The organism is Corynebacterium sp. ES2775-CONJ (assembly GCF_024814515.1).
In the GTDB taxonomy this organism is placed as follows: Bacteria; Actinomycetota; Actinomycetes; order Mycobacteriales; family Mycobacteriaceae; genus Corynebacterium.
The window spans coordinates 26,612-44,465 of the sequence record NZ_JANUXT010000004.1; the positions used below are offsets into that span (position 1 = coordinate 26,612).

Annotated in this window: 17 protein-coding genes; 14 read left to right on the forward strand and 3 right to left on the reverse strand. The window is 53.6% G+C overall.

Annotation, left to right across the window (positions count from 1 at the left end):
- Positions 1-41: 41 nt before the first annotated feature.
- Positions 42-542, reverse strand: a complete 501-nt coding sequence (locus tag NXT01_RS05760) for a phage holin family protein (protein ID WP_259078512.1) — start codon at positions 540-542, stop codon at positions 42-44.
- A 226-nt stretch (positions 543-768) separates the two neighbouring features.
- Between NXT01_RS05760 and NXT01_RS05765 the strand changes: the two genes are divergently transcribed.
- A complete protein-coding gene (locus tag NXT01_RS05765; protein ID WP_259078514.1) occupies positions 769-1,407 on the forward strand; it encodes a hypothetical protein in 639 nt (212 codons plus the stop codon).
- Here the strand turns inward: NXT01_RS05765 and NXT01_RS05770 are convergent.
- Positions 1,404-2,246, reverse strand: a complete 843-nt coding sequence (locus tag NXT01_RS05770; RefSeq protein ID WP_259078516.1) for an HAD family phosphatase — start codon at positions 2,244-2,246, stop codon at positions 1,404-1,406. The genes NXT01_RS05765 and NXT01_RS05770 overlap by 4 nt on opposite strands.
- A gap of 325 nt (positions 2,247-2,571) precedes the next feature.
- On the opposite strand from NXT01_RS05770, the gene ssd reads away from it, so the two are divergent.
- The 7 genes from ssd (at position 2,572) to NXT01_RS05805 (ending at position 6,943) form a co-directional block, all read left to right on the forward strand.
- On the forward strand, positions 2,572-3,624 hold the full coding sequence (gene ssd / locus NXT01_RS05775) for a septum site-determining protein Ssd (RefSeq protein ID WP_259078517.1): 1,053 nt from the start codon (positions 2,572-2,574) through the stop codon (positions 3,622-3,624).
- Positions 3,621-4,772 carry a TadA family conjugal transfer-associated ATPase gene (locus NXT01_RS05780; protein WP_259078519.1) on the forward strand — a complete coding sequence of 384 codons (1,152 nt, stop codon included), beginning with the start codon at positions 3,621-3,623 and terminating at the stop codon, positions 4,770-4,772. The genes ssd and NXT01_RS05780 overlap by 4 nt, the downstream gene beginning before the upstream one ends.
- Positions 4,773-4,924: 152 nt before the next feature.
- Positions 4,925-5,560 carry a type II secretion system F family protein gene (locus NXT01_RS05785; protein WP_259078520.1) on the forward strand — a complete coding sequence of 212 codons (636 nt, stop codon included), beginning with the start codon at positions 4,925-4,927 and terminating at the stop codon, positions 5,558-5,560.
- The gene (locus NXT01_RS05790) at positions 5,557-6,126 is read left to right on the forward strand and encodes a type II secretion system F family protein (RefSeq protein WP_259078522.1); all 570 of its coding nucleotides are present in this window, start codon (positions 5,557-5,559) and stop codon (positions 6,124-6,126) included. The genes NXT01_RS05785 and NXT01_RS05790 overlap by 4 nt, the downstream gene beginning before the upstream one ends.
- 23 nt (positions 6,127-6,149) lie before the next feature.
- Complete coding sequence (locus tag NXT01_RS05795; RefSeq protein WP_259078524.1) at positions 6,150-6,332, forward strand: DUF4244 domain-containing protein; 183 nt, start codon at positions 6,150-6,152, stop codon at positions 6,330-6,332.
- Positions 6,307-6,639, forward strand: a complete 333-nt coding sequence (locus tag NXT01_RS05800; RefSeq protein WP_259078526.1) for a hypothetical protein — start codon at positions 6,307-6,309, stop codon at positions 6,637-6,639. Before NXT01_RS05795 ends, NXT01_RS05800 begins: the two co-directional genes overlap by 26 nt.
- Positions 6,632-6,943, forward strand: a complete 312-nt coding sequence (locus NXT01_RS05805; protein WP_259078528.1) for an Rv3654c family TadE-like protein — start codon at positions 6,632-6,634, stop codon at positions 6,941-6,943. Before NXT01_RS05800 ends, NXT01_RS05805 begins: the two co-directional genes overlap by 8 nt.
- On the opposite strand, the gene NXT01_RS05810 is transcribed toward NXT01_RS05805, so the two are convergent.
- Positions 6,914-9,259 carry a DEAD/DEAH box helicase gene (locus NXT01_RS05810; RefSeq protein ID WP_259078530.1) on the reverse strand — a complete coding sequence of 782 codons (2,346 nt, stop codon included), beginning with the start codon at positions 9,257-9,259 and terminating at the stop codon, positions 6,914-6,916. The genes NXT01_RS05805 and NXT01_RS05810 overlap by 30 nt on opposite strands.
- A 391-nt stretch (positions 9,260-9,650) precedes the next feature.
- Here NXT01_RS05810 and NXT01_RS05815 point away from each other — a divergent pair, with 391 nt between their 5' ends.
- From NXT01_RS05815 to NXT01_RS05840, 6 genes are all read left to right on the forward strand, one after another.
- A complete protein-coding gene (locus NXT01_RS05815) occupies positions 9,651-9,854 on the forward strand; it encodes a cold-shock protein (protein ID WP_259078531.1) in 204 nt (67 codons plus the stop codon).
- 230 nt (positions 9,855-10,084) lie between these two features.
- Entirely contained in the window at positions 10,085-13,006 is a 2,922-nt protein-coding gene (topA, locus tag NXT01_RS05820) for a type I DNA topoisomerase (protein ID WP_259078533.1), read from the forward strand.
- Between the two features lie 343 nt (positions 13,007-13,349).
- Positions 13,350-14,300: an L-lactate dehydrogenase gene (locus tag NXT01_RS05825; RefSeq protein WP_259078539.1), complete on the forward strand. Its 951-nt coding sequence runs from the start codon at positions 13,350-13,352 to the stop codon at positions 14,298-14,300.
- A gap of 64 nt (positions 14,301-14,364) precedes the next feature.
- Positions 14,365-15,090 (forward strand): glycerophosphodiester phosphodiesterase family protein, encoded by a 726-nt coding sequence (locus NXT01_RS05830; RefSeq protein ID WP_259078541.1) that lies wholly within the window; start codon positions 14,365-14,367, stop codon positions 15,088-15,090.
- 5 nt (positions 15,091-15,095) lie between these two features.
- A complete protein-coding gene (locus tag NXT01_RS05835; RefSeq protein ID WP_259078542.1) occupies positions 15,096-16,001 on the forward strand; it encodes a DUF5926 family protein in 906 nt (301 codons plus the stop codon).
- Between the two features lie 313 nt (positions 16,002-16,314).
- On the forward strand, positions 16,315-17,820 hold the full coding sequence (locus tag NXT01_RS05840; protein WP_259078544.1) for a sodium:alanine symporter family protein: 1,506 nt from the start codon (positions 16,315-16,317) through the stop codon (positions 17,818-17,820).
- Positions 17,821-17,854 lie beyond the last annotated feature (34 nt).

Genomic DNA, 17,854 nt, shown 5'->3' on the forward strand with positions numbered 1-17,854 from the left:
CCTAACTCTATTAGGAGGGCTGAAAAGATCCGTGCGAAGGGCTAACTATAAAGTCCGGAATGCCGACGCTCAACGGCCGGTGACTGCTTCTTCTGAACTATATTCTTGAGCTCGCCCACGCTCTCGATAGTTTTCTTGGGCTTTTTGAGACTCTTGACCTTCTTCCAACCGATAAGGGCCAAGATAGCGGCCACGATAATCATGCCGAGGAAGACAATGAGGAAAGATGCCCAGCGGTCGAGCCAGATATTTAGCAGCTCCGCGAGGAAGAAGAAAAAGAAGAAGGAGCTATACAGAGCGATAACTCCGGCCACGCCGAAAAGGCCACCTCCGAAGGCAATTTTTTTGGCCTCGTGAGTAATCTCCGTCTTGGCTAGCTCAATCTCGGAGCGCACTAATGACGAAACTTGTTCGGTGGCATTACTGACCAAGTTGCCGAAGGATCCTTCGATATCGCTATCAGCTGCCGCCAGGGGAATGGAGCTTACCTGTGGCTCGAAGGTTTCAGGGCCTTCAGTAAATAGCCCGTTTTCTTTCTTCACGTGTGCCTATCCTCTTTCTTCTCTTTCACATTTATTTAAGACAGCGCTGGAATGACAGGCATTCCGGTGCAGACCAAACTGGGATGAAGCAATACGCTGACCTTTCCCATAATCCTAACAGTTTGACTACCTGTGTGAAAGAAACCCCCCGAATAAGCGGGACTTTTCTGAGTAGAGTCAGATTTTTTTCAAGCTCGGTCAACCCCCGACTACACTGATAACCCTCATGGACGCCGTCGCAGATTTTCCCACCTACACTCAAGCCCTAGAAGCACTACGGCGGGTATACCGCAGGCCGGTTAATCTTCGCCAAAATAACGTCACCACCAGCGAATCCGCAGTTCGAGGCGCTAAGCTCATGTATCAGCTTCGCTCCGACGCGTGCACTATAGAGGAAGCATTGAGTGCTTTTAGCATGCTGGGGCCAAAGCAACGCGAACAAACGGCAGCCCTCTTCAAGAGGGCTCCGGCTCAGGTTCTCGCGCGGCTTGATACGCTTGTGGGCGGCAGTGGTCGCCCCGTCGGAGCGCCAGGTCCAGCCCTTTCCCATCTGCGCGCGCTGCGCGATCCTCACGCACATATGGGACTGGTACCGGCTCACACTTTTCTTGCGATCGCAGCCCCGCAGCTTTTCGGAGCACGCAGCGATCTCATAGCGGCGATCGCCGCGCGTCTCGCGGCCATGGTGACTGGCTTCGATCCCATTGGACTAGGGGTACCTGAGGTGTATTTTTCCCGGCATAAGCGGGAGTATCACGATCTGATATCAGCGCATAGTTCACAGTGGCCAGAATTTTATTTTCAGGCGTGCCTGGCCGGGGCCGCTGAGGCAGAAGGTATCGCTCGGATGGTAGCCGAGGGCTAATTGTGTCTGCCTAACCACCAGCGCACGCCTATAGTAGCCGCCGCAAGCCCGGCAATCACTCCGGTCCCTACCGTAAGCTCCTTAAAGGAAGGGCGAGGGATTAAAGGGATGGGGTGATGGAAATACTGGATTGTCCACCCTCGATCACGTGCCGTGGCTAGTAAAGCCCTATCAGGGTTGACAGCTACAGGATGAGCCACTTTTTCCAACATGGGTACATCGGTGAAGGAATCTGAATATGCGAAGGACTGAGAAAGATCCAGCCTGAATTGCTCAGCACATCTGTGAAGAGCGTCGGCTTTGGCTTCGCCTTGACAGAAAAAGAGAATCTCACCGGTAAAACACCCGTTCTCTTGAGCTAATTGAGTGGCAATAATATCGTCGATTCCCAGTTCGTGGGCAATTGGTCGCACCAGGATATCCGCACTTGCCGAAATGATGACAACACGGTGACCCTGATTGCGGTGCCATCGAATGAGCTCCCGTGCCTCGGCATAGATCGTGGGGCACAAGACCGTATGAAAAGACTCATTAACAATGCGCTCGACCTCGCCCACCTCCCAGCCGCTAATCATGGAGGCTAGCTGGTTGCGAGTGCGGTGTAGTTGGTCGCGGGAGAGACCATCCCATAAATAAAGTACTTTTTGGAGAGAAAGGCGCGCCGCCTTCGGCACCGAAATTAAACCTGAGGAGAGAAATTCCTTACCATAAGCGTGGGCCGAAGAGGTGGCGATGATGGTTTTATCGAGATCGAAGAAAGCCCCTATGGTGGTGTGCATCGCATCCTGCTCCAAGGCATTGGGGATTGCCGCACTGGGGGACGAATCGGGAACTCTCATAATTTCTTAACTGTAGCTTGGACGCCAATCTCACCCCTCAATTCTACCTGCCAAAGGGCGCAATAAGCTGGGCACTTAAGTATTGGCAGGACTGGGATTATATGTCATAATAGCAATAGCCAGGCCCCGATATACAGTGCGGCCGGCACACCCCGGCCAGCGAACCCCCCTTTAATGGCCGGGTAGGCAGCTCGCGCTCATTACCCCCCTTGCGCGAGCTGCCGCTTTATACTCTACGGACAGCTGATTATCCGTTATCCACAGATTTACTTCGCCTGACGTCGTACCCGTTGAGCCCGCTGCATAACACGCCCACACTGAGGATATGAACTCCACGTCCATCCTCGTAGCCGTCGCGGATCCCGTCGTGCATCCTGAAGCTATCGCCGTCGCAGCTGCAACCGGATTAAAAACTATCGATACCACCGACCCGCGTTCGATTATACGCTGGGCTAAAAAGGCGCACTGCATCCTTGTCGATCCCACCATCGCCGCGCACGTGATTCAGGTAGCTCCCACCGTTCCGATTTACCTAGTCTGTGCCGATATTGCGCATATAGACTGGAAGTTCGTCGCCCGCACCCCCATCCGTGATGCCTATGTTTTGCCAGCGCAAGCCCAAGAACTTCTCACCTATCTCGGGCATATTCGCAGTGCAGAATCACGCTCCAAATTTCACCCCATCTGGGCCGTTACGGGGGCCGCTGGGGGTGTGGGCACCAGTAGTGTGGCTGCAGCTCTCGCGCTTGCCCTCCACGATCATGATCCTGCGCTACTTGTCGACGCCGACCCCTTCTCGGCTGGACTCGATCTCGTTCTAGGGCTCGAAGATACTGCCGGGATTCGATGGCCCGATATCAACCTCGACGATGGCAGCACTCCAGCTCCTACTCTCTACCAAGCATTACCTCATACAGAATCAGGCCTGGGAGTGATCAGCACTCAACGTGGAGTCGGGCGGTCACAACAGAAAGAAAATCAGCTTAATAATGTCCTTGACATTGTCCGTAGCAATTATTCCATTGTCATAGATACCCCATGGTCTGCCCCCTATTTTGACGCCGTACTTGAGCGCAGTGACCACTGCGTTGTAGTCATGACTCCACAGGTACGCGTGCTCGCTGCTGCCTGTGAATTGCTCAAAGAGTTAAGAAATTTTCCGGTGCGGGCGCACCCTGTGATCAATCACCGCGGGTGGTCAGCTCTGACGCGAAAAGAAATGGAGCGTCTGATTCAACCGGCATTCAGTGCAGAGGTACCCATGGACCCTGGCATGAATAAACGCCAGGAAACCTCCGGTTTCGCTGGAACATTTCAGAAATTGCCGCGGGGGATCCGACGTGCAGCCATGCGGATAGCCCAGGGGGACGACCAATGAATTCCAACGTCGCCGCTGATCTCATCCCCACTATCCAACGCCAGATAGCCCAGCACCCTCAAGGATTGACTCCCCAGGAGATCGCTACTCTCATCCGAGCAGAGTCCTCGGGGGTTGTGAGTGATGTGGATGTTCTCACCATTATGCGCCAACTGCGTTACGATACCGTGGGACTGGGGGTGCTCGAACCTCTCCTCGCACTGAGGGGGATCACCGATATCGTGGTTAATGATCTCGATCAGGTGTGGTTCGATCGCGGGGCTGGATTTGAAAAAGCCACGGTGAGTTTTTCAACCCACGACGATATACGTCGGCTTGCCACCCGCCTTCTCCATGTCGCCGGTCGCCGCCTCGACGGAGCCCAAAGTTATGGGGACGGAAAAATCGCCCGAGAGGATGGAACTCATGTGCGTATCCACGCCATTTTGTCCCCACCCGCGGAAACAAGTCCACTCATCTCCATCCGGGTTTTAAACAGTGCCACCGCAAATCTCAGACACCTAGAAGAAAGCGGCAGTTTCCCACCTCAAATGCGCCGCGTCTTCGACGCCCTAATCGTGGCCCGACGGTCCTTCCTTGTCGTTGGTGGCACGGGCAGTGGCAAAACTACTCTCCTGGGTGCCCTTTTAGAGCAGGTTCCTCAGGCTGAACGCATCATCTGCATCGAGGATACTGCAGAGCTAAAACCCCGCCACCCTCATACCGTTCATCTCATCACCCGTGCGAAGAATACCGAGGGCAGGGGTGAAATTGGTATGTGCACTCTCTTGCAACAAGCTCTAAGAATGCGCCCCGATCGTATAGTGATCGGGGAAATTAGGGGCAAGGAAGTAATCGACTTGCTCAGCGCTCTAAATACCGGGCACGAGGGATCAGCCGGCACCCTACATGCCAATACCAGCCAGGAAGTGCCGGCTCGCCTGGAGGCGTTAGCTGCAATGGGTGGCCTTGACACCAGCGCATTGCACTCCCAGCTCGCCGCCGCCCAACCAGTTATCTTGTGTACTGCGCGCCAAGGCCGTCTTCGTATCCTCTCGCAGATTGCTCAGATTCATTCCCATCCGCCGCAGGTAGATATTTTATGGGACCACAGGAGAGCCATGATTCCCGAAGAGCTTATGAGTGTAGCGGGGTGGCAACCGCGATGACTACCACTGTGAGCTCTCTAGGGCTAATACTCATTGCCTTTTCTCTTCCCCTCATGCGACCTATCGAGCGCATCGCCTCGTCTCAGGGCTCCTACACTTCTTTTTTGATACACCCAAAATGCTTCGCTGTTGTCGGGGGAGTGGGCGCGGCTATGAGCATCGCGCGAGGATATTTTCTAGTCATGGCGGCTCTAGTCATCATAAGCCTCAGCCTCGGATGGGTAATCCACGATTATCGCCTAAGATTTCTGCGCAAACAGACAGAACAATCCACTATCCACGTCCTGGGCACTATCGCCGCGGAGTTATCCGCAGGCGCTACTCCAGCGGCAGCACTGGCAGCGGGTGCCGCGGAGCCTAGCGACGAGCAGCTCCGTACGACCTTGGAACTAGCAGCATCCAGAGCTGCCATGGATATTAATCAGGGGATCAAAGAGTTAGCCGACTCGCAGAATCCAGCTCTGATCACTCTCGCCACCGCGTGGACCTTATCGCTGCACCACGGTATCGCACTGACCGAGATAACCGCGCGTATCCGAAAGATGCTCGAGGATAGGCACCAATCCGCAGAGCGAGCCCACGCCGCAATGCAAGGACCCGTACTTTCTGGGTGGATGCTCGCTTTCCTGCCCGTCATTGGAGTGGCCATGGGTGGTGCCATGGGCATTAATACTCTCGCCTTTTACGTGAGCAATAGCTTAGGACAGCTCGTCTTTTTCCTTGGCATTACTGCACAAGCTCTGGGAATTTTCTTCACTCATCGCATTATGACAGGAGGTGCAGAATGAGTTGGATCCTTTTGGCATTAGTCTTGGCACTTATTGGACTTGCCATCCACCCCTACCCTGTGTCCATAACGCGCCTTGGTAGTAATGGTATGAGTGGCGTCAACCCTAGAGATGGGCCTAAATATTTCCGCCGTGGAAATCGTCGCACGCATATGCACGCGCGTGCACAGGCTCAAGATGTGGAATTATTTGCAGCACTAATTCGTACCGGCTTGAGTCACAGTTCCGCTGCCAGGGCCTTAGGTGCTAGCGGTGGATCTTTGCAATGGCTGCGTGCGGCAGATCTTCTCGATCTAGGTGTCGCCCCCGAGCGGGCGTGGGCTGAACTCGACGACATCGGTTCCGCATTGAAAAATTCAGCGCATTCGGGTGCCAGCCTAGCTCCTGAGCTAGAGTGCCTCAGCGCCAGACTCACAGCCGAGATAGACAATCGCGCAGAGGCGCGGGCTCAGCGAGCTGGAGTGGCCATTGCCGTGCCCTTGTCCCTATGTTTCCTCCCAGCCTTTATACTGCTAGGCCTCGTGCCCCTAGTACTGAGTCTGGGACAAACCATCCTCCCCTTCTAAACACAAGAAAAGGACCAATCCTTATGTCTTCCAACTTCTTTCTCCAGCTATCCGATGACGAAGGTATGACTACGATCGAATATGCCATGGGCGCTCTCGCCGCGGCTGCCTTAGCTGGCGCTCTCTATATGGTGGCGAGTTCTGGCGCCGTTGCTGAGGGTATCGAGTCCATTATCGGCAATGCGCTCAATCAAGTCCCCGCTTAGACGCGTCCTCGGCGCCGAAGACGGATCCACCACGATTGAAACGGCGATAGGGATAGCTAGCCTCATGACGGTACTGGGTGTGGCAGTGGGGGCAATCCTATCGGCAGCTAGCTATCTCAGCGCTATTGATATCGCTGGCGCTGCCGCTCGTAGCTATGTGATCGGGGTGGACTATCAACCAGCTCGAGGGCACGTGCATATCACTACCTCCGGCACACTGGCTACGGCCACCGCTGAAGTGCCTAGTCTCTTCGGTACGATGCGGGCTCAGGCTATTTTCGCCCTTGAAGGAAGTAGCTATGAATGATGAAGAAGGCTCCACCACCATCGTGAGTGCCGGAATGATCGTAATGATCGTTGTCATCGTGGGGATCTTAGCCCACGTATTCACCATCATGGTTGAGGCTCATCAGGCACGCAATGCTGCCGACCTCGCGGCGGTCGCAGGGGCTTATGAGCTTGCCACCGGGCACCCTGGGTGCCCCCGCGCGGTGGAGATCGTCCAGCTTCACGAGGCCGAGCCACGTGGATGTCGGGAGATCGATGGTGATATTTATATTCAAGTCCGAATGGGTACTCAGTTAGCCCGCGCTCGCGCCGGGCGGGTGTGAATGAGCCACTTGGCTTAAAAATTCCAAAAGGATCATGGCCCCCTCCTTATCGAGAGGGTCATTACCATTGCCACACTTGGGCGACTGGACACAGGACGGACAGCCCTGATCACAGGCGCAGTCTCGCACAGTCTCGTAGGTGGCGTGAATCCACTGGGCGAAGTGCTCATAGCCTTGGTCGGCAAAACCGGCCCCGCCGGGAGCTCCATCATAGACGAAGACCGTGGGCAACTCGGTATCTGGGTGCAGTGCTATAGACACACCACCAATATCAGAGCGATCGCAGGTGGCAATAAGCGGGAGCATCCCGATTGCAGCATGCTCGGCAGCGTGAAGAGTACCAGGAATATTGTTGATACCCAGGTCGCGTAGCACGAGTGGATCTACCGTATAGGCACAGGCTTTAGTCATTAAACGCTGGCAGGGTAGATCAAGGGACTGGGAACTAATCAATTGCCTATCGAAACTATAGGTGGAATAGCCCGTGACTTGATTGACTACCTCGACCTCCACACTGCTTAACCAAACCCCAGGGTGTAACTGCTGGAGCTGCTGGGGTTCAGCGGTGATCATAATATCGGTGTGGTTGCGGGCCACCGTATAGTAATCCGGATTCTCCGGGTGCACGATAGCAAGCCGACGCTCGAGATCAAGCGAATCCACCACGTAGTATTCGCCCTGGTGAACATAAACGGCACCTGGGTGCAGTTGTCGTGGTGCCTGGGCTGAGCCCGCGGTACCCAAGAGCTGAGAATCTGCAAAGATCATGATCTGACTGCCAGTCGAGCGCAGGGAAACCCTCTGATGGGGGCTTTCTGACCCTGGTTGTGCAGCCAAAAAATAGCCGGAGGGGCGTGTGCGTAAGAGACCCTTGTGGATTAGAGCCGGCAGGATTGCACCCGCCTGGAAATAATCAATATCGTGTTCATCAAGGGGTTTTTCGCTAGCGGCACAGAGTAGATGATCACTGAGGATATAGGGATTGGAGGGATCAAAAACGGTGCGTTCCACGGGGGCGGATAGGAGCTTGTCGGGGTGCCTAACCAGATAGGTATCGAGTGGGTCATCGTAGGCAACAAAGATCACTAAGCTCGATTGCCCGCGACGCCCTGCGCGTCCAGCTTGTTGCCAGAAGCTTGAGATAGTTCGGGGAAACCCAGTAGTAATAACCGCATCAATCCCGCCAATATCGATACCTAATTCCAAGGCATTCGTGCTGGCAACACCTAAAAGATCCCCACTACTGAGGGCGGCTTCTAATGCGCGACGATCCTCAGCTAGGTAGCCAGCGCGGTAAGAACTTAGTCGCTCGGTTAAATCAAAGCGACCCCAGCTGGCAAGCAATTCTTTTCCTCGCAGTGCTAAGCGTTCAGCTTGGCCGCGTGAACGGACGAAGCCTAAGGTTCTGGCTCCCTCTTTGATAAGCGTGGCCATCATCAAGGCAGAATCGCCCAGCGCAGGGCGTTTATTTTTCCCTGCCTCGTCGCTGATCCCTGGCTCCCATAATAGTATGGTGCGTGCGCCATGAGGTGCGGTATCGGAGCTGATCGCCTGTACGGGGGCTCCGATCAGTGCCGCTGCGCTGAGTTCGGGTTGTGCTTGGGTAGCGGAAGCAAGGACCACGGTGGGGAGCGCTTGATAGTGGTGCGCTATGCGCAGCAGACGCCGTAAGGTTAGGGCGATATGGGCTCCAAAGATCCCGCGATACACGTGACTTTCATCGATGATGAGAAAGCGAAGGTTGCTCAAAAAATGACGCCACTTATGGTGGTTGCTCAGAATGCCACTATGGAGCATATCGGGGGTAGAAAAAATGAAGCGAGATCGAGCCCGAATATCCGCGCGAGCGTCAATGGGAGTGTCACCGTCATAGGGCGCGGGAATGATCGATTCGAAGCCTGGAGTGCTACTCGTAAGCTTCATAAGAGAGCGTAATTGGTCGGAGCCTAAGGCTTTTGTGGGTGTGAGATAAAGGGCTGTTGCCGTTTTATCATCTGCCAAAACGCTGAGAGATGGCAGTAGATATCCGAGAGATTTTCCAGAGCTAGTCGACGTCGCAATCACGGTGTGTTTACCGTGGTAAATACTCTCGGCCGCAAGTATTTGATGCTCATAAGGGCGAGTGATGCCAAGCTCGGAGAAATACTCCACAAGGGGTGGGTAAGCCCAGTCGGGCCACGAGCCGTAGCGGGCAGTCTGGGGGGGTATATATTCGGTGTGGCAAGCACTCGGCGCTTCCAGTACGTCGGCAAGAATGGCAGCTAGTTCGGCGCCGACACGAGGGTGATCATTAGGGGAGCCGGCGGGCTGATTCATGAGCGCTCCTGGGGGTAGCTCTTGGCATGGGCTTAGATCTGTGACACACTAGGGGTAGGTCTTCGTTAAAGTTTTTAATGATTTTTTGCAAAACGGTAGTGAACCTTCCTCACGTCCTTACGGGGCGGATGTTGTTTCTTAGAGCCATTGGGCATAAAAACTGGAGATTCTTCTATGAAGAGTTTCCTTGACCTACTCTCGTTCAAGCATACGTATCTGATTCTAGCTTGCTAGTTTCACACGGTTTCCTCATTCTGGGGCAACCGCGGGGCTCTTTTACACCAGGGTCTGTTAGTTCTCTTACGGGTGATCGCTTGCTAAATGCTTGCGTCTCACATGTATCTGAGGGATGCGGTGTTCAATATAGTTTTAAAGAAATAAGGATATACACATGGCTAAGGGCACTGTAAAGTGGTTCAACGCTGAGAAGGGCTTCGGCTTCATCTCTCAAGAAGATGGTTCTGCTGATGTCTTCGTTCACTACTCTGAAATTGAAGGAAACGGTTTCCGTTCCCTCGAAGAAAACCAACAAGTCGAGTTTGAAATCGGCGACGGCGCCAAGGGCCCACAGGCTCTTTCCGTTCGCGCGATCTAACTTCATAGCTACCACTAGGTAGCTAGCTTCAAGCCGCTGGAACCTTGTCTCCCGCTTTCTCCTCATCACTATGGTGGAATGAATGCTAAGGAAAAGGGATCGGCGGCTTTTTCGCATGAATACCCGTGTGCTTAACGTTCTCCCTTCGTGTGATATACCCTTAGTGCGCACATGCTTGATAGGGTAAGCAGTTAAACTTGTTTGATTAGAAATTGAGGTTTCTTCGTCTTATGGCCAAGAGCAGCGGAATAAAGCGACTTGTGATCGTCGAGTCCCAGACGAAAGCGAAAAAGATCGCGCCATATCTTGGTGATGATTATATTGTGGAGGCCTCAGTCGGTCATATCCGTGATTTACCACGGGGTGCTGCTGATATTCCAGCCAAATATAAAAAAGAATCATGGGCACGGCTTGGTGTTAATGTTGATGCTGGTTTCAAGCCGCTGTATGTGGTCAGCGCCGATAAGAAAAAGAAGGTCGCAGACTTAAGAAAGAAACTCAAGGAAGTCGACGAACTTCTCCTTGCGACCGACCCCGACCGCGAGGGTGAAGCCATTGCTTGGCACCTATTGGAAACTCTCAAACCTACCGTGCCCGTGCGCCGCATGGTTTTTAACGAGATCACAAAACCAGCGATTCTGCAGGCCGCTGAAAATACCCGCGATTTAGATAATAATCTGGTCGATGCCCAAGAAACCCGACGTATCCTCGACCGTCTCTACGGCTACGAGGTATCTCCTGTGCTGTGGAAAAAAGTCATGCCCAGGCTATCGGCTGGGCGGGTGCAGTCAGTGGCTACGCGCGTCATTGTCGAGCGTGAGCGTGAGCGCATGGCCTTCATCTCCGCTGATTACTGGGATATCAAAGGGGAATTTGATTCAGGCAAAAACCTCAACGACGGTAATCCGAGTGCTTTTGAGGCCCGCCTCACCAGTGTCGACGGACAGCGCGTGGCAACCGGTCGCGATTTTAATGACCGCGGACAGTTGACATCGCAGGCACATGTGATCGACCAGGTACGTGCGGAACAGCTCGTCGAGGACCTCACGGGCACTGAGATGGCTGTTGTTCGAGTTGAGGAAAAACCCTATACACGTAAGCCCTATGCTCCGTTTATGACCTCCACTTTGCAGCAAGAGGCTGGACGAAAATTACATTATACTTCTGAGCGCACCATGCGTATCGCACAGCGGCTCTATGAAAACGGCCATATTACCTATATGCGTACTGATAGCACCGCACTGTCTGCGCAAGGCTTACAGGCAGCTCGCGAGCAGGCTCTGGCGCTCTATGGTGAGAATTATGTTTCTCCCAGCCCGCGCACCTATGACCGTAAGGTGAAAAATTCTCAGGAGGCGCACGAGGCCATCCGCCCCGCCGGTGAGAGTTTTGCTACTCCAGGTCAATTGGCGTCAAGCCTGGATGCCGAAGAATTTCGCCTATACGAGCTGATTTGGCAGCGTACCGTCGCGTCCCAAATGGCAGATGCCAAAGGCACCTCGATGAAGGTCACCCTTGGCGGTAACGCCCATGATGGCACAGCCGTTGAATTCTCCGCTACCGGGCGCACGATTACTTTCCAAGGTTTCCTCCGCGCCTATGTCGAGTCCACCAAACTGTCAGATGGTCGCGATCTTGCAGATAATGCTGAGAAATATTTGCCACGTTTGAGCGAGGGTGACCCCGTGCAGGCGGATCAACTGGCTGCTGATGGTCACACAACAAACCCGCCGGCGCGCTATACGGAAGCATCCCTTGTTAAGAAGATGGAAGAGCTCGGTATCGGTCGCCCGTCTACCTACGCCAGCATTATCAAGACCATTCAGGATCGTGGCTATGTGTATTCCCGCGGCAATGCGCTGGTGCCTTCGTGGGTTGCCTTCGCCGTGGTTGGGCTCTTGGAGCAATCCTTCGGGGCATTGGTGGATTATGATTTCACATCCTCGATGGAGGATGAGCTTGACGATATCGCAACTGGCACCCAGATTGGCAGTGAGTGGCTGAGCGGTTTTTATTTTGGCGACGCCGAGGCTTCGGATGCGATGGCAGATTCCATTGCGCGCCAAGGTGGGCTCAAAGCATTGGTAGGAGATAACTTAGAACAAATCGATGCTCGCTCCGTTAATTCTCTGCCGCTTTTCGATGATGCCGAAGGGCGTCCAGTATATGTGCGCGTGGGCAGGTACGGCCCCTACCTCGAACGACAGGTGGGGATAAAAGACGGTGAGCCGGAATACCAGCGCGCCAATCTCTCGGATAGCACCACCCCAGATGAATTGACGCTGGAATTTGCAGAGAAATTATTTGCTACCCCTCAGTCGGGACGAGAATTGGGTAGCAATCCCGATAACGGTCGCACGATCGTGGTGAAGGAAGGACGTTTTGGTCCCTATGTCACCGAGATCATGGGTGAGGATGAGAAGGAGAAAGCAGCCGCCAAGGCAGAAGAAATCGTCGCCGAGGAGCGCGCCGCCGAAGATGCACAGCGCGCCGCCGAAGGTAAGCGGCAGAAGAATTGGGAAACCAAGACTGCTTTGGCGGCTAAAGAGAAGCGTATTAATCAGATTATTGAAGAGACCCTCAAACCTAAAACCGCCTCGCTGTTTTCTTCGATGGAGGCCAGCACGGTGCGCCTGGAAGAGGCTCTTAAACTTATCTCTCTGCCGCGCGAAGTGGGTATCGATCCCGAAGATAATCAGGTGATTACTGCTCAAAATGGACGCTACGGCCCGTACCTGAAGAAGGGGACGGATTCCCGTTCGCTCTCAAGTGAGGATCAAATCTTTAGTATCACGCTCGATCAAGCGGTGAAGATTTATGCGGAGCCGAAGCGCCGCGGTCGAGCTGCCTCGCAGTCGATCATTAAGGAACTGGGCAATAACGACGTCTCAGAGAAGCCGATGACTGTCCGAGATGGCCGCTTTGGCCCGTATGTTACCGACGGGGAAACGAATGCATCCTTAAGACGCGGCGACGATCCGCAAGCGCTGACCGATGCGCGAGCGAATGAGTTAATCTCCGAACGCCGCGCCAAAGACTTAGCTGATGGCGGTGCTCAGCCAAAGAAGCGCTCTGGGACTAAAAAGACCACGAAGAAGCCTGCGAAAACGACAAAACGAGTCGTTAAAGCAGGACGTGCAAAGAAGAAGTAGTCCGATATATGGGTGGGGGCTGGCGTTCGCACCCATATACCAATGAGACCACCTCAGGCAGAAATAGGTATTCTGCAGCCGAGCACTCAAGCACAGATGGGCAACCTATAATATGTACCCGTCACAGATGTCTCGTTAGATATCGGACAGGAGAAACGTGGTGCGATATTCCCCACAAATTTCCCGCAAAACGGGCTAAAACGGAACTTATCGGGCATAATTAAAAGCATATTCAACATACTGGGGCGCCGCGCCTAAAGTGCCTGCTTAGACGAGGTGCACCGCGAATATTTTCTCATACTCTATCCAGAGTTCAAGGTTCAAGGGAAAGGCGCATTGCGTTATGAAGCAAACGGTTGGAAATAAAGTAGTTCTCATTGGTGCCGGCGACGTCGGAGTCGCCTTTGCATATGCCCTCGTCAATCAGGGTACCTGTGATCACCTCGCCATCATTGATATTGATGAGAAGAAGCTTGAGGGCAACGTCATGGACCTCAACCACGGCGTGGTGTGGGCTCCTTCACGCACCAAGGTCACCCGTGGTACCTACGCTGACTGCGAAGATGCAGCCATGGTTGTCATCTGCGCAGGCGCACCCCAGAAGCCAGGCGAGACTCGACTGCAGCTTGTGGATAAAAATATGAAGATCATGAAGTCCATCGTCGATTCCGTGATGGGTGCAGGCTTCGATGGCATATTCTTGATCGCCTCCAACCCAGTGGATATTCTCACCTATGCTGCATGGCGCTACTCCGGTCTTGACTGGCACCGCGTTATCGGTTCCGGCACTGTGCTAGACTCCGCTCGCTTCCGCTATATGCTCGGTGAGCGCTATGAAGTGGCTCCGACCTCTATTCACTCCTATATTATTGGTGAGCACGGTGACACTGAGCTGCCTGTTCTTTCCTCCGCTACCGTTGCAGGTGTCTCTATGCGTAAGCAGCTGGAGAAGACTCCGGGGCTGGAGGAGGAGCTAGAGAAGATCTTCGAAGAAACCCGCGATGCCGCTTATACGATTATTGATGCTAAGGGATCCACCTCCTATGGTATCGGCATGGGTCTTGCCCGCATAGCAAAGGCTGTTTTGCGTAACCAAGATGTGGCCTTGCCTGTTTCGGCGCTACTCAACGGTGAGTATGGCGAAGAAAATATCTATATCGGCACCCCAGCGATCATCCATCGCAAGGGTATTCGCCGCGTTGTTGAGCTGGAGCTGAACGACCATGAAGCCGAGCGTTTCAAGCATTCTGCTGATACGCTGCGCGCTATCCAGGAGAAGTTCTTCCAAGACTAATGCTGCTAAAAAAGCCCCGCCCCTTATCTTGGGGTGGGGCTTTCTCCGTTGTAGGCTAGGAATAATGAGCGCACATATCACGCCAAAAATTGTCGCCCACCGCGGTTTTAGCGGCCAGTATCCGGAGATGTCGCGCCTGGCTTTTCAAAAGGCACTCGAGCTTCCTGGTCTTTTTGGTGTGGAATGCGATGTCCGGCTCACTCTCGATAACCGTCTGGTATTAACCCACGATCCTACGATGCTCAGAACGGCGGGCAGCCCGCTGCGTGTGGAAAGCTCGACCTACCAGGAGCTAAGCAAGCTCAATATCTCAACCGCGCCATATCCGCCGCAGCGCATTATGCTGCTTGAGGAGCTCATCGATCTGGTTCTCGCTACTGATAAGCACTTGTTTATCGAGACGAAACAGCCGTTATGCGCGCGTCGTAAAGTCGATATCTATCTCGTTGATCTCCTTCAGCAGCGTGGCCTTGATCAGTGCGATCGTATCCATATCATTTCTTTTTCGCACGCCGCTCTGCGCCGTATACGGGCTCGGGTGCCTGATCTTGACACTTATTATTTACGCCACGAATGGGAACGTTGGTTTGATAGCTCGAGACTCGGATTGTCTCAACCTAAAGGTTTGGGGCTTTCGATCCTCGGGGCTAAATTGCGACCCGATTATATTGTTCCGCCCAGCTATGTCTTCACGGTCAATGAGGTGGAAGATCTCATATGGTGTCGAGACCATAAAGTGACGATCATAGCCACTGATTTTCCCCCGCGTGCGATGACTGCGGTAGATTGATCTGCATGGCTAAGAAGAAAAAGAATGACAACCAACGAACCGATGGATTGAGCCGTCGGCAGGCGAAATTACAGGCCCGCGCCGCAGAACGTGCTAAGTTCGAGCGCGATCCTCGTCCCTTCGGAGATGTGAAGGACGAAACTGATCTTATCGCCGTTCAGGAATTTGTCCCTTCCGCTTTCGCTCCCATCTCTGTTACCGGAACCGACCGCAAGGTGCTATTGTGCACAGTTTTACCTGGTGGCGCGGCTGCAATTGTGCGCGAGGATGGGGAGGCGCTGGTAGCCCTCCAACATCGCACCCCTTCGCGTAACCCGAATCGTGATCTTGCTTATGCGCTGGCGTGGGTTGTGTCCGCGCACCCTGGTGCAACCTTGGAGAATGGCCATGCGGATGGTACTGAGCCGGCTTTGACTGAGATCCTCGATCCCACCCAAGACATCGTCTTTGACGAGCATGACAATTTCAATTGGTGGCTCCCCGAGGCGGCCCAGTCCGACCCTCAGCATCTGCAGGCTATTGAGGCTGCTAACGAGAGTGTTCTGCCGAGCGCTAAGGTAGAGGCCAAGATTTCGGGCACCGCGTGGTGGATTAATCCAGGGACGAAGGCCCACATTCGGTGGGTGCGCCCTGAGGCTGAGGATCAGGTGTTGTACGCTCTTGCTCGTATTGCTGCGCGTGGCGAGCTGAAATTGGGTGCAGAGACCAAATTCGCTGGCGCATTCCGTACTCATGGCATTGTGGTGCCGGTGTGGGATCTCGATCCGCATCGGGAGTCTGCTAGCTATGCGGCAGATCTGGAGGCTTTGGATGCCAAGATTAGCGCCGAGATTGATAATGATGCTCCGCTGAGCGCTGATGAGCGCCGTCAGTTGGAGAATATTAAATCTCGTCAAGTCACGCTGCGCTAGATTCACTTGCTCCCGCTCTTTCGAGTGGGAGCTTGGATCTATTTTCTATAGGTTGATCGAAAGAGGGGGCAGTAGGTGGGGGTAGGAAAAGCGGGTAGTAACCGAGAGGTATTGGTTTAGTAAATCTGCCGCTTAGCTGCAGATTTCTCCTAGTTTCTGAGACTTTCTTATTCGCGACTTAAAACCGTGCCCATAATTTCATAGTGGCAATTGCGGTCTGGCTCGTGCAGAATTGGGAACAAACCTCATTTTAAGTGATTGTTATCACAGCTTTCCTTCTAGTGTGGAGTCAACAATATGAAGGGACCCCTAAATGGAAGCGTTCATTAATTTTCTAACGTCGGTTATTTGGTCACCGGCACTTATCTTCTTATGCCTCGGCGCCGGTGTTTATTTCACCATCGCCACCGGTTTTCTCCAAATCCGGTGTATTCCCGATATGCTTAAGCAATTACGCGATGGAGAAAAATCCGAAAACGGTATTTCCTCATTCCAATCATTGATGATCTCACTCGCAGGTCGCGTGGGCGTAGGTAATATTGCAGGTGTAGCCACTGCCATCGCCTTTGGTGGCCCGGGTGCTGTCTTTTGGATGTGGACCGTCGCACTGCTCGGCTCCGCCACGTCCTTTATAGAATGTACCCTCGCGCAGATTTACAAAGAACAAGACCGCGATACCGGCGAATACCGTGGTGGGCCAGCCTACTATATTGAAAAGGCCTATCGCGGAACCAAAGCTGCGCCCTTTATGAAGATCTATGCCATTATTTTCGCTGTGTCCATGGTGCTCGCTACCTCCTATTTCCTCCCAGGTATCCAAGCCAACGGAGTAGCCGCCGCAGTCGAGAATGCATGGGGTACCGATGTGACGATCACCTCGATCATCCTCGCTGTGGCCTTGGCTATCATTGTCTTCGGGGGCGTCAAGCGCATAGCTAATTTCGCCTCCTTCGTCGTCCCGTTTATGGCTGTTATCTACATCATCGTTGCGCTTGCAATCCTCTTTGCCAATTACGATCAAATCGATGATGTCTTCATGGTCATTATTCGATCTGCTTTCGGTCTCGACGCCACCTTCGCGGGTATGCTCGGCGTAGCGATTATGTGGGGTGTTAAGCGCGGAATCTACTCCAACGAAGCAGGACAGGGTACCGGCCCCCAGTCTGCAGCGGCGGCCGAAGTATCCCACCCCGCTAAGCAAGGTTTCGTTCAGGCTTTCGCCGTCTATATTGATACGCTCTTTGTCTGTTCGGCAACTGCCTTCATTATCATCTCGACCGATATGTACAAAGTCTTTGAAGGCGGCTCCGATGAGGGAGCAGTTATCTACAGTGGATCCTTAGCCGAGGGTATTCCGGTAGGCCCAGGATTTGTTCAAGCTGGTCTTAATAGCTTCGCCGGTGGCGTTGGGCCAAGTTTCGTTGCCGTGGCTATTATGCTCTTCGCCTTCACCACGGTACTGGCCTACTACTATATGGCTGAAACCAATATCGCCTACTTCAATCGCTGGATTGGCTCTTCCGTCATCCGTCGCACCATGGTGTGGGCACTGCGTGCGTTAATTATTATATCGGTCCTTGTTGGTGGCATGACTACCCCAGGTACCGCATGGGCTCTTGGAGATATCGGAGTGGGAATGACAGCGTGGTTAAATATCATCGCTATTCTGATCCTGCAGATACCAGCCCACAAGGCACTGCGTGATTATCAACGACAGAAGAAAGCTGGAGTGGATCCCCAATTTGACCCCGCAGCTATTGGCATTAAAAACGCAGACTTCTGGGAAGAGCGCACCCGAAAGCGCACAACTCGCGTCTAAATAGGAAAAAAGTGGGCCTATATAGGCCCACTTT